The sequence below is a fragment of the Amycolatopsis vancoresmycina genome (assembly GCF_000716785.1).
In the GTDB taxonomy this organism is placed as follows: Bacteria; Actinomycetota; Actinomycetes; order Mycobacteriales; family Pseudonocardiaceae; genus Amycolatopsis; species Amycolatopsis vancoresmycina.
Genome location: NZ_JNYY01000001.1, coordinates 1,224,255 through 1,237,659 on the forward strand (window position 1 = coordinate 1,224,255; position 13,405 = coordinate 1,237,659).

A 13,405-nucleotide genomic window follows, 5' to 3' on the forward strand; every position below is an offset into this window, starting at 1 on the left:
TTCGCCGTGACGTGGCCGGCGAAAGCGGGTAGGCGGTCGTCAACGCGGGAGAGCGCTTCGGGCGGGCCGAGCGCGATCCGCAACTCGGCCGGTACGCCGGTGATGTCGCCGTCCCGGGCTCGACCACGGTCGACGGACTTCGCCCAGCGTGCGGCCTCGGCCGGATCCAACTCGTCCAGGCAAGACCGGCAAGGACCGTCCGGCGGACGAACCCGACACAGCCACCGAGAGCCGCGGGCTCGGCGGTGTGGTCGGCCCCCGGTGGCGAAGACAGCCGCGTTCTTCCTGTTGCGTGTCCTCACCTCCTGAACTGAACTGCCACTCCGCCGAACCGATCGGCTCTGCCACAGAATCGCAGCGCCGGAAAACGACGCCGGTGCCTCGTCGATGCCATAGTGGTCGAGCGACGGGAGGGAGAATGCCATGCAACACGAACCGGTGACGCCCAAGCCAGGTCCTTTCGTCCCGATACAGCTGCCTGCCCGCTCCCGGGCTTTTTCCGGGCGGGAAGCGCAACTTGCCTCGTTGGACAGGCAATCGGCCGGCGGTAGCCCTGACTGGCCGATCGTGGTGATCACCGGCATGCCGGGCGTCGGCAAGACACTGCTGGCCATCGAATGGGCGTGGCGGCGAATTGATCGGTTTCCCGACGGAGTGTTGTACGCCAATCTAAGAGGTTACTCGCCCGGCGAGCCGTTGCCGCCCGGCACTGTCCTACGTGGGTTTCTCGACGCCTTGGGCACGGCCCCGAATCGGGTCCCGGAGGACCCCGGCGGCCAAGCACGCCTGTATCGGTCCCTGATCGCGGACAAGCGGATGCTGATCATCCTGGACGACGCAGGAGACTCCAGTCAGGTCATGCCGCTGCTGCCGGGAACCGCCTCGTGCACCGTCATGGTGACCAGTCGCGGGTTCCTCCCCGAACTGACCGCCCGCTACGGTGGGAGCCGGCTGAAACTGGACACGCTCCCGGAGCCGGAATCGCGGTCCTTGCTGGCACACCTTGTCGGAGCCGAGCGTGCCGCGGCCGAGCCGGGGGCAATCGACGAACTCGTCCGCGCAGGCGCCGGGCTCCCGCTGGCCCTGACGCTTCTCGGCGGACGGGCACAAGCACACCCTCAACTGGCACTGGCCGACATCGCCGCCCAGATTCGCACTGCCGTCCTCGAATTCGACGACCTGGACCCGGATACGAGCCTGTATTCGGTGTTGTCCTGGTCCTACCGAGCCCTTCCCGACGACGTCGCACGCCCCTTCCGGCTGATGAGCCTGGCGCCCGGACCGGACTTCGGGTTGAACGCCGCTGCCACCCTGAACCACCGGAGCATCGACGAAACCCGCCGCGCTCTGGCGGCTCTGGAAGGTGCCCATCTCGTCGAACGCCGGACGCCCGATCGGTACGCGTTGCACGATTTGGTTCGCACCTACGCCCTCGAGCTCGTCCGTTCGGTCGACGGCGAGGCCGATCAGTCGGACGCGCGGGACAGGGTGATCGATTTCTACCTGCACACGGCGAAAGACGCGAACCAGCAGCTGTCGCAGCGCAAAAACCGCCTGGAACTCGGTCAACTCGTGCCCGGAGCCATTCCCCTCACCCCGGCGGACGCGGCCGAGGCACTGACGTGGTTCGACACCGAGCACATCTGCTTGCTCGCGGTGCAACGGATGGCCGCCACCTCGGGCCGGTACAACGCAGTCTGGCAGCTGGCCGTCGCCATGGACACTTACCTCCGGCGCAAGGGCAGCCTGGACGACCGGCTCGCAAGCTGGCGGACGGCGCTCGCGGCAGCCGAGCACCTCGGCGACCCGGCTCCGCTCGTCCTCGCCCTCCGCCGGCTCGGCGATGCCTGTTCCCGCGCCGGGCAGCACACCGAAGCTCTCGATCTCGCGCAGCGATGCCTCGGGCTGGCCGATCCGGCCGCGGCCGCCGACCAAGCCGAAACCCACCGGACGCTGGCCATGATCCTCGAACGCCAAGGTGACCGCGAACGAGCTCTCGACCACGCCCTTCAGGCTCTCGACCGCGTCCGCTCTCTGGGTGACGGCCTCGCCGAAGCGGAGGTCCTCAACGCCGTCGCCCGATACGCCGCCCAGCTCGGCCATTTCGACCAAGCTCTCGACCACTGCAGAGCGGCACAGGAGTTGCACCGCTACCACCCCGACCGCGCCGGCGAGGCCGATACGCTGGACACCCTGGGCTACCTCGCCCACCACTCAGGCGAATATTCCCAAGCCCTCACGCTCTACCGCGAAGCTCTGCAACTGCGCCGCGACCTGCATGACCACTACCAAGTCGCCGACACCCTGCGCAACCTCGGCGAAATCCACGCCGGCGTCGGTGACTACCACACGGCCCGGCGGTACTGGACCGAGGCCCTCAAGCTCTTCACCGACCAAGGCCGGGCGGCCGAGGCCGACGACACGCAACGCCAGGTCGAAGCCCTCCACCACTCCGCGCCGGGCGACGCAGAAGAAGAGGTCACGGTCCACACGTCCGGCGACGACGGCCAGCAGGTCCGGGACGCCCTGGTCGATCTGTTGCAAGTCGCCGGATTCGACGTCATTTCGGGCGACGTACCCCAGCACGGGTCTTGGTTCCAACGCCTGTTCGTCACGCAGAAGAATTCCCGAGGCGGGGAAGAGCTGGGCCGGCTGGTGGCGGCCGCGGTGGCCAACCACCTGGGCGGCACGGTGAACGGCTCAGTGGTCCAAGGTCGCGACATCCACCTCAACCACAACACCGCAGGCGCCGGGCCCAGCGAACAAGAAGCCAACGCGATCGCCCGGTTGCTCGAAGCGTGCCAAGCCCAGGACGAGGTCGCCGTCTGCACCAGTTCGTTCGTGCTCGTCAAGGTCGACGGCCGGATCACCTGCTGGGTGCCCACCACCGAGGCCATGCGCGTCCTGCGCGCCAACCCGCACCTGTTGCACTCACCCAGGGAGCTGTTCTCCACGCTTTCGCGGCTTCCGGAAAGCATCACCGGTAACCGATCTCACGCTGGTCAGCCGCCCACGACCGCGCACGGCGACTTCCCCGCATAGCGGGCCGGGCCGAGTTGTCGCCGGCTCAGCTGCGCTTCGGGCTGCGGTTCCGGAGGTTGGCGATGGCCCTCCGCGGTCACCGCTTCCCCGGTGTCCCTGCCGGTCCCGCGGCCTTCCCCGCGTTCGGGCGCGGATCGCCCCGCTTCGCCGGGCCGCCGCCGGGCGGCAGCGGATCGGCACCCGGCTTCGCCGATCCGGGCTTCGCGTGGCCCGCGTCGGCCGAGCCCGCCGGCGCGGCGGCTCGCGAGGTGGCCACCACGACTGCCGATGCGGGGGCCAGTGTGACCGAACGAGGAACCACGATGGAGCTGGTCGGCGGAGCCGCCGCGGGCAGCGGCGCCGGCGTGGTCCCGGGAGCGGCCGGCCTGGTGAGTACCGCTGCGAGCACCGCCGCCGCGGCCACGGTCACCAAGCCGCCGGCCGCAGCCACCACGCGCCGCCGTCCGGGCGCCGGCGCGGCGGGTCGCACCGCCGTGGCCGGAAGTCCGCTCAGCAGCCGCGAAACCTCCTCGGCACTCGGGCGGTCTGCGGGTTCGCGGGCTGTCATCCGGGTCAGCGCCTCGGCGAGCGGGTCAGGTGTGCCGTCGGGAACGCGCGGCGCCCGGTGCAGCCGGGCCGTCGCCGACTCCGCCAGGGTGCCGGGGAACTCGAGCCGCGCGGTCAGGCACTCCAGCAGGATCAGACCGAGGGCGTAGATGTCGGCCGGTGGCCCGGCCGGCTCCCCCAGGATCTGCTCCGGTGCCAGGTAGGCGGCCGTACCGGTGACCAGGCCGGTGCCGGTGATCCGGGTGGAGTCCAGCTCGTGCGCGATGCCGAAGTCGGTGATCACCGGGCCGCCGGGCCCGAGCAGGACGTTCGCCGGCTTCAGGTCGCGGTGCACGATCTGCCGGGCGTGGACGTGGGCCAGCGCGTCCGCCAGCCGCATCGCCAGCTCGGTCACTTCCGCCGCGGTGAACGGTCCGGCGCACAGCCGCTCGGCGAGGTTCTCCCCGTCGACCAGCTGCATCACCAGGTACGGCCGGTCGCCCTCGGTGCCGTTGTCGAACAACGCGACGACCCCGGTGTGCCGGACACTGGCCAGCGACCTTCTCTCCCGCGCCCGGCGCTGCTGCTCCACGGCCGGCACGTTGCCGTCGTAGACCTTGACGGCTACCTCGCGCCCGAGCTCCCGGTCGAGGGCGCGGTAGACCCCGGCGGTTGCTCCCCGGCCGATCAGCGCCCCGGTCTCGTACCTCCCGGCGATCACGTCCGGCAGCTCGTTCGTCATCGGGCAGGCCCCCATCCGGCTCGGCGTCTTCCCTCCGGTACCCGCCACGAAGGCCCCCGCAAACGCGGGTTCGGTCCCTGACCGCGTTACGTGTTTTCCCCGACGCGCCTGCCGCCGACCACGCCGGATCCGATGGTCACCGCAGCCCGGTGCCAGGTGCCGTCCGGGTGACGAGCCGCTCGTTCACCCAGACGGCGACCTGTGTCCGATTCGCGAAGTCCAGTTTGTTCAGGATGTGCTGGAGGTGGGTTTCCGCGGTCCGCTGGGCGATGACCAGGCGGACGGCGATCTCGCGGTTGCTCAGCCCGATCGCCACCAGCCTGGCGATCTCCGACTCGCGCCGGGTCAGCGGCGGCAGCACCGCGTCCGCGGCAGGCTCCTCGGGCCTCGCCGGCACCGGTGTCGCGAGGAGGTCGTGCGGGTTCCGCCTGCGCCCCTCGGCGAACGCCTCCTCGAACCGCGCGTCGCCGAGTGCGCCGCGAGTGGCCGCGAGCAGCTCCCGGTGGGCCAGCGACACGGCGATGTCCGGCTCCGCCCCACACCGGTCCCACAACGTCGCCGCGGTGCCGAACAACCTCGCCGCGGCCGGCCAGTCTCCGCGTTTGGCCGACGCCCACGCCAGCCCGTCCACCCGGTACGCGGCCGACAGCACGTCGGGCACCCGCAGGTCGATCCGCAGCGCGTCGCGCATCGCGCGTTCCCCGGTACCGAGGTCACCGCCGAAGAAGATCTCGACCGTGCCCAACCCGAACAGGGCCATCGACCGGTACCACTCGTCGCGCGCCGCTTCGCACAGCTGCACCATTTCCGCGAGCAGCCGCCGGGCACCGGCGAGGTCGCGGCGGAACGCCGTGGCCACCGCCGCGATGAACATCGGGTGCAGCTGCTGGCGGACGGCGCCCCGAGCGCCGAAGATCCGCACGGCTTCGGCGGCGTTCTCCAGCGCGTGCGGCTCGACCGCGAGCAAGGCCACGAAGGCCCGCACGTGGCAGATGGCGGGTACCGCGTCGTCGTCGCCGATGGTCTCGGCGAGCGCCAGCCGTTGCCGGGCGCCGTCCAGGTCGGAGTGGAGAGCGGCGCACAGGGCCGCCCGGGCCTGCGCCGTCGCCCACCCAGGGGTGCCTTCGCCGGCGAGGGCGAGCGCCCGGTCGAGCCACTCCCGGATCTCCCCCGCGGCGCCCCGGGCTATCCAGTACTCGATCACGCCGCTCGCCATCCGCAGCGCGACCACGGCCTCGCCGGGTTCGCGCAGGGACCAGGTCAGTGCGGCGCGGACGTCCGCGTGCCGGTCGGACAAGCGGGCGAACCAGTCCTCGCGCCGGGGGCCGAACCATTCGGCGTCGGCCTGCTCGAGCAGCCGGGCGTGGTGGTCGCGGTGCCGCCGGGCCACCACGCCGGCGGCCCCGGTGGCGACCAGCCGTTCCTGACCGAACTCCCGCAGGGCCTCCAGCATCCGGTACCGGACGCCGGTCGCGCCGTCGACGCGCAGCAGCACCGACTTGTCGACCAGGCCGTCGATGGCGTCCAGCACCGCGAACCCGGCGAGCCCCGGGACCGCGCAGACGTCCTCGGCGGCCGCCAGGTCGAACGCACCCGCGAACACCGAGCAGCACTCCCACGCGGCGCGTTCGACACCCGTGCACAGCGCGTGGCTCCCGTCGATGGTCGCGCGCAAGCTGCGGTGGCGCTCGGGCAGCGACCTCGCACCGGTGGTCAGCAGCGCGAGGCTGTCGCTCATCCGGTCGGCGATCTGGCCGGGTGAGAGCGCGCGGATGCGCGCCGCGGCCAGCTCGACGGCCAGCGGCAGGCCCTCGAGCTGCCGGCACAACCGAACCACGGCCGCCACGTCCTCCCCGGCAAGCCGGAACGACGGCAGCACCTCGGCCGCCCGGTCGGTGAACAGCCGCACCGCGTCGTAGGCGATGGCGTCCTCGACGGTCCGCGCACTCGACGGCGGCACGGCCAAGGGCGCGATCGGCACGACCCGCTCGCCCGCGACCCCCAGCGAACACCGGCTGGTCGCCAGGATCACCAGGTCCGGGCACGCTCGCAGCAGCTCGGCGGCCAATTCGGCGCAGTCGGCGGCGAGGTGTTCGCAGTTGTCCAGCACCACGAGCACTCGCCGGTCGCGCAGGTGGGCCAGCAGGGCGTCCCGGGCGGTCCGGGCGGGCGTGTCGTGCAGGCCGAGGCCGTCAGCGAGCGTGCGGGTGACCATGCTGCCCTCGTGCAGCCCGGCGAGGCCGGCCACGGCCACGCCGCCGGGGAACACCCGGGTCATCGAGCTGGCGACCCGGCCGGCGAGCCGCGTCTTGCCCACGCCGCCGGGGCCGGTCAGCGTGACCAGGCGCGCCTCGCCGAGGAGGCGCCGCAGCCGGGCTTCGTCCTCGGCGCGGCCCACGTAGCTCGTGAGGTCCCGTCGCGCGCTCACGCCGTTTTCGTCCATCACCCGCCCTGCTCTCCGGCCCCATCTTGATCGGTCGCGGCACCGGTGTCCATGTGGCCCAGCACGGTGCGCCGATCGGCCCACGGCCGTCCATGCGCCGCGGATACGTGTTTTCCCCGACGCGGCCGGCGGCGCTCCCCGGCCAGACTCGGCGCGCCAGCGATGCCCGCCCGCTCCGGAGGTCGACGATGACCGTCCCCCAGCCCCTGCCCGATGGCGCCGAGGCGGTGATCGCCCGAGCGGTCGTCGCCGGTATCCGGCACGCCGTCCCCGAGCAGGCCGCGCTGTTCGACGCGGGTGCCGCAGAGTTCGTGGCCGCGCTGCTGAGGGGCGCCCGGACGGCACCGGCCGGCACCTCCGCGGACGCCTTCCGCCGGGCCGGCGCCGCGGCGGGCAGCGACCTCGACCGCCTCTCCCGCGCGTACCAGGCGGGCGGCCGGTGCGCGCTGCCCGTCGTGGCCGAGCTGGGCCGCCGGGCGCACCCGAGCGTCATCACCACCGGCGTGGACGCCCTGCTCCGGTGTGTCGACGTGCTCATCCGCCTGTCCACCGATGCCTTCCGGGCCGCACGCACGCTGCCGGCCACCGACCTGCGCCGCGAACTGCTGCACGAGCTGCTGGCGGGCCGGCCGTGGACCGACCTGGCCGCGCGTGCGAAGTGGAGCCCACCCGAACGGGTGGTGGCCGTGGTCGTGGCGCCCGGGGCGCGCACCGCACCGTTCGGCGCGGGGCTGCTCGCCGACTTCACCGCCGAGCCACCCTGCCTGCTGCTCCCGGCGAACGCCGACCCGGCCCGCCTGCTGGGCCCCGGGCCGGCGGCGACCGGACCGGCCGTCCCGCCGGCCGAGGCGGCCACGTCGCTGCGCTGGGCGCGACGGGCGTGGGAGCTGCGAAGCCGTGGCATCCTGCCCGGCACCGGTGTCCTCCGCTGGGCCGACCACCTGACCACCCACTGGCTGGCTGCCGATGAGCTGCTGACCGGCGCCCTCGCCACGCGCAGCCTGGAACCGCTGTCCGGGCTGCCCGCGAACCGGCGCGGCAAGCTGGCCGAAACGCTCGGCGCCGTCCTCGACGCCCGCGGCGGCGCACCCGAAGTCGCAGCCCGCCTGGGCATCCACCCCCAGACGGCACGCCACCGGCTCCACCGGCTGCGCGCCCTCTTCGGCGCCGCCTTGGACGACCCCGGAGAACGGCTGAACCTGCGCATCGCGTTGCGCGCCGAGCGAGTGCTGGCCGGCGAGGCCGCCTCGTGCGTACGAAGCGCTTGATGGTGGTTGGCTGCGCCGGAGCGTTCCGGAGCTCCGGCTCGGCAGGTCTCACATCCGCGCCGCGGACCGGGTTTGGGCACTCGACAGCGGAGGCCAATGATCGCCAGGCGTATCGTCGGAAGCGTGGAGAAGCGCGTCGCGGCGGAGTCGATCGGGCGGGCCCGCGCCGAGACCGAGCGGCTGGCCACGGCGTTGGCGCGGCAACGCGACGACATCGTGGCGGCGTCGCAGTTCGACAGCGGCGACGACGAACACGACCCCGAAGGCGCGACCATCGCCTTCGAGCGGGCTCAGGTCCAGGCCTTGCTGCGGCAGGCGCAGGACGACCTCGCGGCCCTCGGGAAGGCCGCCGAACGGGTGGGAGCCGGTGTCTACGAGGTCTGCGAACGCTGTGGCGGTCCGATCGCGGAGGACCGGCTGCTCGCCCTGCCGGCCACGCGGATCTGCATCGCCTGCGCGAACCGGAGGTGACGGCCCCGACTGTCCGAATTGGACGCGCGGGTGCTCTGTGCCGCACTGACCGTTCTCGGCGGTCCGGTGCTCACCTCTCCGGCTGCGCCAGGAGTGCCTTCGCGACGTCGTCGGCGTGCGTGATGATCGCCTCGTGCGTTCCCGGCACCAGTACCGGCTCGACGCCGAGCCGGGCGGCCAGGTCCGCGCCGGGGAGGGCGAGCGCCTGGTCGCGCTCGGCGAGGAGGTACGTCATCGGCACGTCGAGGCCCGCGAAACCGACCTCGGCGAGGGCGTCGAGCATGTAGGCGCCCGGCTGGGGCACCAGCAGTTCGTGGACGAGCCGCTGCACCTGCTCGGGCTCGTCCTGCATGAGCGACTCGCGGAACGCGGCGAAGTCCAGCTCGAAGGCGAAGTTCGGCGCCCCCTCGATCGTTGCGCGGACGTAGGCGCCGACCTCCGGCCCCATGGCTTCGGCCATCGACTCCCCCGCCCGCGGCACGAACGCGCTGACCATCGCGATGGCGCCCAGCCGCTCGCCCAGCCTCCGGGCGGCACCGGCGATCGGGATGCCACCCCAGCTGTGACCCACCAGCACGACGTCGGTCAGGTCCCGCCGCTCGACCTCGGCGACCAGGTACGCCACGGCGTCCGCCAACCGCACCTCGCGCGGGTCGTCCCCCGCCGACATGTCGGGCATCGTCAGGGCGACGGCCCGGTGCCCCGCGCCGGCGATCCGCCGCGCCACCGGGTGCCAGGCCCACCCGCCGTGCCACGCGCCCGGCACGAAGACGTAGTCCACCGAATCCCCCTCCGACTAAAGTGGCCCTTCATTCGCTGGAGTCACACTCCAGTGAATCGAGAGCTACGCTACCACGGTGCCCACCAGGAACACCGGCGGCAGGCGAGCCGAATACGCCGCAGCGACCCGCCAGGCCATCCACGACGCCGCCCGGGAACTGTTCGTCGCCAAGGGGTACTTCGCGACGACGGTCGACGACATCGCCACGGCCGCCCGCGTCGCCCCCGCCTCCGTGTACGCCGTCGTCGGGGGGAAGCAGGGCCTGCTCACCGCGATCATCGAAGCCAGGACCACCGCGCCGGACGTCGACGAGACCTACGCCCGCATCTCCGCCTTCGACGACGCCGACGAGTTGCTCCGCTTCATCACCCACGCCACGCGCGTCCGGTTCGAGAACGCCCGGGACCTCATGCGCGTGATCACCGGCACCGCACCCCACGACCCGGCCGCGGCCCGGGCCCTGCGTGCCGCCCACGCCAGCCTCCGCACCGGCCTGAACCTCACCGCGCGACGCCTGGCCGAGCTGGCTGCGCTTCGCGACCGGGTCGACGCCGAATCGGCCACCGACACCCTGTGGTTCCACCTCAGCAACGCGGCGTACTTCATGCTCACCGACGACAACAACTGGTCCCTCGACAAGGCCGAAGGATGGCTGCTCGAATCCTTGCGGACGGCCCTTCTCCGCCCGGCTGACTGACCGCTCACGCCCGAGGTCACTCCGGCTTCGGCGGCCATTCCCTCCGGTCCGTGTAGCCTGAGCTCCGTGTTCACGAAGTGAACAGTGATTCCAGACTTCCGGCGGAGGCACCCGTGACCAAACCGACGCGGTCCCCGGAGGCCCGCGCGGACCAGGCGGACATCCAGGCGGTGAGCCGGGTCAGCCAGATCCTCTCGCTGTTCGACCCGGCGACCCCCGAGGTGACCGCCGGGGAGGTCGCCGAACGGCTCGGCCTCAACCGCACCACGGCGTACCGCTACTGCACCTCGCTCGTCGCGGCCGGCCTGCTGGAACGCAACGCCGACGGCGGTTACCTGCCCGGCGGGCTGCTGCTGCAGCTCGGCGCGTTCGCGATCGGGCACCGCCGGGTCGTCAACCTCGCGCCGCGGCACATGCAGGCGCTCTCGCGCGCCACGCAGACCAGCGTCGTGCTCAGCCTCTGGGGGCTCACCGGCCCGGTCGTCTCGCGGGTCGAGGAGAACGCCTCGACCATCGTCATCGTGTCGGTGCGGGTCGGCAGCCACCTGCCGCTGGACACCGCGCAGAGCAAGGTCTTCCTCGCCTACCACGCCGACCAGCTGTCGATGGAACGCCTGATCGGCACCCTGTCCGGCCCGGCGCGCGACGAGCTGCGCGCCGACGTCGAACGCGTGCGCGCGGCCGGCCACTGCTCCGCGATGAGTACGCCCGGCATCGTCGCGGTGGCCGCGCCGGTCTTCGACGAGTACGGCATCTGCGCCACGATCGCCATCGTGGGCCCGGACAACACCCTGTCGATGGGCGACGACACGCCGGAGCTGCGGGTCGTGGTCGACACCGCGCGCGAGCTCACCCACGAGCTGGGCGGCCACTACCGTCCCGACGACATCCAGCGGGCGGGGTAGGGTCCGAACGTCGCGAATGACTCATTCGGGACGTCCGAGGTCCCGAATGAGTCATTCGCGGCACCCGGCGCCGGGGCCCGCCTGCGCGAGCCCCGGCCGGCTGCGTCCATTCAGGACAGGGCGCGTTCAGGACAGGGCGGGGATCGTGCTGTCGTCGGACATGTCGACGTCCTTGGTCTCCGGGCCGAGGAAACCGCCGAGGCTGATCAGCAGGCCGGCCAGCACGATCAGCACGCCCGGGGCCAGGTGCGCGGGCATGATCCCGTCGAACCGCTGCAGGTAGAACTGGTAGAACGCCGGGGCGATCAGCGCGAGGCTGTAGCCGACGCCGTAGCCGGTCGAGCGGATGCTCGCCGGGAACCGCTCGGTCAGGTACGCCGCGATCGGGCCGAACGTGCCGACCGTGAACACCCCGATGAGCACGCCGAAACCGAGCGCCGCGCCGAAGCCGCCGTTCGAGGCCATCAGCAGCGTGTAGGACCCCGCGCCGAGCACGACCATCGACAGGCCGTAGCCGATGTAGAACCGCCGGCGGCCGATGCGCTGGGACAGCACCCCGAACACCGGGTAGGACAGCGCGGCGGCCGCGTTGATGACGAGCATGGTCGCGGTGACCTCCTTGCTCGACAGGTCCAGGTGGGCCTTCAGCTGCGCGGGCGTCACGGCGGCTTCCATGTTGGTCGCGAGCCACGTGCCGGTCATCAGGACGAACACCTGGCCCAGCGCCCGCGGGTACTTCTTCAGCAGCCGGAGGAACGGCAGCTTGTGCTTCTCGCCGGTCAGCCGGGCCGGCGGCTCGTGGACCTGCTTGCGGTAGTAGCGGAACAGCACGGCCGCCAGCGCCGCCCCGACGAAGAACGGGATCCGCCAGCCCCACTGGACGTACGCGCTGTGCAGGCCGGCGGACGGCAGCAGCTGCAGCATCAGCAGCGTGATCGCGGCGATCACCGCGTACGCGGCGGGCGAGGTCGACGTGATGATCGAGGCGTAGAGGCCGCGCTTGTGCTTCGGGCTCCACTCCATCGCCAGCGGAACCGCCGTCGTGTACTCCCCGCCGAGGAAGATCCCGTCCACGAACCGCAGGGCGATGAGGATGCCGACCGACCACATCCCGATCGTCTCGTGTCCGGGCAGGCACGCGGTCAGCAGCGTGATGAGGCCGAACCCGCCGACCGCGACCAGCGTCGTCCGCTTGCGCCCGACCGTGTCGGCGAAGTGGCCGAAGACGATCGCGCCGAGCGGGCGGCCGATCAGCGTCGACGCGAACACCAGGGACGCCAGCAGCGCGGTCGTGCTCGCGCTCAGGTTGGCCGCCTGGAAGTACGCCGCGGCCGGGGCCAGCACGACGATCGGCAGGTAGATGTCGAACTGGTCGACGAAGTAGGCGAGCGTCCCGCCGCGGATCGCGGCGCGCACCTTGGCCGCGTCCGGGCCGTGCGGGGTACCGGGTCGGGCGGCCGTCCCTGCGGCGCTGGGCGGTGTGGACATCGTCGTCCTCCGTTGCTCCGAACTGAATGTTCACGAAGTGAACGTCAGACACTCTAAATATGCGCCCGTCGAGACACAAGAGCGGTCGCAGGGTTGACAGTCGGTCTTATAGTGAACTTTGACTTCATAATGCGAACGGAAGGCCGCCCATGAGCCCGCGCCCCGCCATCGCCGCCGTCCTGGACGGCCTGGCCGACATGCACGTCCACTCCGGCCCCAGCCCGTTCCCCCGGCGGTTCGACCACGTCGAAGCCGCGCGGGACGGGGCCCGGATCGGGATGCGCGCCATGGTCGCCAAGTCCCACCACCACAACACCCAGATGGACGTCCTCGCGATGACGGACCGGCTCGCCGAGGTCGAGGCGCAGGTCTTCGGCGGCATCGCGCTCAACAGCACGGTCGGCGGGCTCAACGTCCACGCCGTGCGCATGACCCTGCGCATGGGCGGCAAGGTCGTCTGGTTCCCGACCATCTCCTCCGGACGGCACCTCGACTGCCACCCCGAGGACGGCGCCTTCCCGACCACCACCGTCCCGCTGACGCTCGAGCGCATCGACATCGTCGACGGCGAAGGCGCCCTCAAGCCCGAAGCGATCGAGATCCTCGACGAGATCAAAGAGCAGCAGGCCGTCCTCAACGGCGGGCACATGTACCCCGAGTACATCAAGACGCTGTTCCAGGAGGCCCACGAGCGCGGCCTGAAGCGGATGGTCGTCAGCCACCCGGACTTCGTCATCGGCGCCGATCCGGCCCTGTGCCGCGAGCTGATCGAGCTCGGCGCGTTCATCGAGCACGAGGTCGGCATGTACGACCCCGAAGGCACCCAGAAATGGGATCCGAAGCAGCTGCTGACCTGGATCGAAACGCTCGGCCCCGAGCACACCGTGCTGGCCTCGGACTTCGGCCAGCAGGCCAACCCCAAGCCGGTGGACGCCTGGCTGCGCGTCGGCGAGGCGCTGCTCGACCTCGGGCTGCCGGAGAAGGACCTGCGGCGGATGGTCCGGGACAACCCGGCGTACCTGCTGAACCTCGACGCCTGAAAG

10 protein-coding genes are annotated in these 13,405 nt (G+C 71.9%); 6 read left to right on the top strand and 4 right to left on the bottom strand.

Going from position 1 to position 13,405, the window contains the following annotated elements; genetic code table 11:
- Window positions 1-423 precede the first annotated feature (423 nt).
- The gene (locus OO60_RS05245; RefSeq protein WP_155849061.1) at window positions 424-3,042 is read left to right on the top strand and encodes an ATP-binding protein; all 2,619 of its coding nucleotides are present in this window, start codon (window positions 424-426) and stop codon (window positions 3,040-3,042) included.
- A gap of 76 nt (window positions 3,043-3,118) precedes the next feature.
- Here the strand turns inward: OO60_RS05245 and OO60_RS05250 are convergent, their stop codons facing one another.
- The gene (locus OO60_RS05250; RefSeq protein WP_033260850.1) at window positions 3,119-4,309 is read right to left on the bottom strand and encodes a serine/threonine-protein kinase; all 1,191 of its coding nucleotides are present in this window, start codon (window positions 4,307-4,309) and stop codon (window positions 3,119-3,121) included.
- A gap of 136 nt (window positions 4,310-4,445) precedes the next feature.
- Entirely contained in the window at window positions 4,446-6,737 is a 2,292-nt protein-coding gene (locus OO60_RS05255) for an ATP-binding protein (protein ID WP_240490921.1), read from the bottom strand.
- 203 nt (window positions 6,738-6,940) lie between these two features.
- On the opposite strand from OO60_RS05255, the gene OO60_RS05260 reads away from it, so the two are divergent.
- Both OO60_RS05260 and OO60_RS05265 read left to right on the top strand, forming a co-directional pair.
- Complete coding sequence (locus OO60_RS05260) at window positions 6,941-8,020, top strand: helix-turn-helix domain-containing protein (RefSeq protein WP_033260851.1); 1,080 nt, start codon at window positions 6,941-6,943, stop codon at window positions 8,018-8,020.
- 123 nt (window positions 8,021-8,143) lie between these two features.
- Window positions 8,144-8,491: a TraR/DksA family transcriptional regulator gene (locus tag OO60_RS05265; RefSeq protein ID WP_240490691.1), complete on the top strand. Its 348-nt coding sequence runs from the start codon at window positions 8,144-8,146 to the stop codon at window positions 8,489-8,491.
- 70 nt (window positions 8,492-8,561) lie between these two features.
- On the opposite strand, the gene OO60_RS05270 is transcribed toward OO60_RS05265, so the two are convergent.
- The gene (locus OO60_RS05270) at window positions 8,562-9,272 is read right to left on the bottom strand and encodes an alpha/beta fold hydrolase (RefSeq protein WP_003082492.1); all 711 of its coding nucleotides are present in this window, start codon (window positions 9,270-9,272) and stop codon (window positions 8,562-8,564) included.
- Window positions 9,273-9,348: 76 nt separating this feature from the next.
- On the opposite strand from OO60_RS05270, the gene OO60_RS05275 reads away from it, so the two are divergent.
- The gene (locus OO60_RS05275; protein ID WP_003082490.1) at window positions 9,349-9,969 is read left to right on the top strand and encodes a TetR/AcrR family transcriptional regulator; all 621 of its coding nucleotides are present in this window, start codon (window positions 9,349-9,351) and stop codon (window positions 9,967-9,969) included.
- 113 nt (window positions 9,970-10,082) lie between these two features.
- Entirely contained in the window at window positions 10,083-10,874 is a 792-nt protein-coding gene (locus OO60_RS05280; RefSeq protein ID WP_003082487.1) for an IclR family transcriptional regulator, read from the top strand.
- Between the two features lie 126 nt (window positions 10,875-11,000).
- On the opposite strand, the gene OO60_RS05285 is transcribed toward OO60_RS05280, so the two are convergent.
- On the bottom strand, window positions 11,001-12,362 hold the full coding sequence (locus tag OO60_RS05285) for an MFS transporter (protein WP_003082484.1): 1,362 nt from the start codon (window positions 12,360-12,362) through the stop codon (window positions 11,001-11,003).
- Window positions 12,363-12,511: 149 nt separating this feature from the next.
- Between OO60_RS05285 and OO60_RS05290 the strand changes: the two genes are divergently transcribed.
- Window positions 12,512-13,402, top strand: a complete 891-nt coding sequence (locus OO60_RS05290; RefSeq protein WP_003082481.1) for a DUF6282 family protein — start codon at window positions 12,512-12,514, stop codon at window positions 13,400-13,402.
- The last annotated feature ends 3 nt before the right edge of the window (window positions 13,403-13,405 follow it).

Bases quoted from the DNA above. Each gene is read 5' to 3' on its own strand.
- OO60_RS05245 (WP_155849061.1), top strand. From the start codon at position 424: ATGCAACACGAACCGGTGACGCCCAAGCCAGGTCCTTTCGTCCCGATA.
- OO60_RS05250 (WP_033260850.1), bottom strand. From the start codon at position 4,309: ATGACGAACGAGCTGCCGGACGTGATCGCCGGGAGGTACGAGACCGGG.
- OO60_RS05260 (WP_033260851.1), top strand. From the start codon at position 6,941: ATGACCGTCCCCCAGCCCCTGCCCGATGGCGCCGAGGCGGTGATCGCC.
- OO60_RS05285 (WP_003082484.1), bottom strand. From the start codon at position 12,362: ATGTCCACACCGCCCAGCGCCGCAGGGACGGCCGCCCGACCCGGTACC.
- OO60_RS05290 (WP_003082481.1), top strand. From the start codon at position 12,512: ATGAGCCCGCGCCCCGCCATCGCCGCCGTCCTGGACGGCCTGGCCGAC.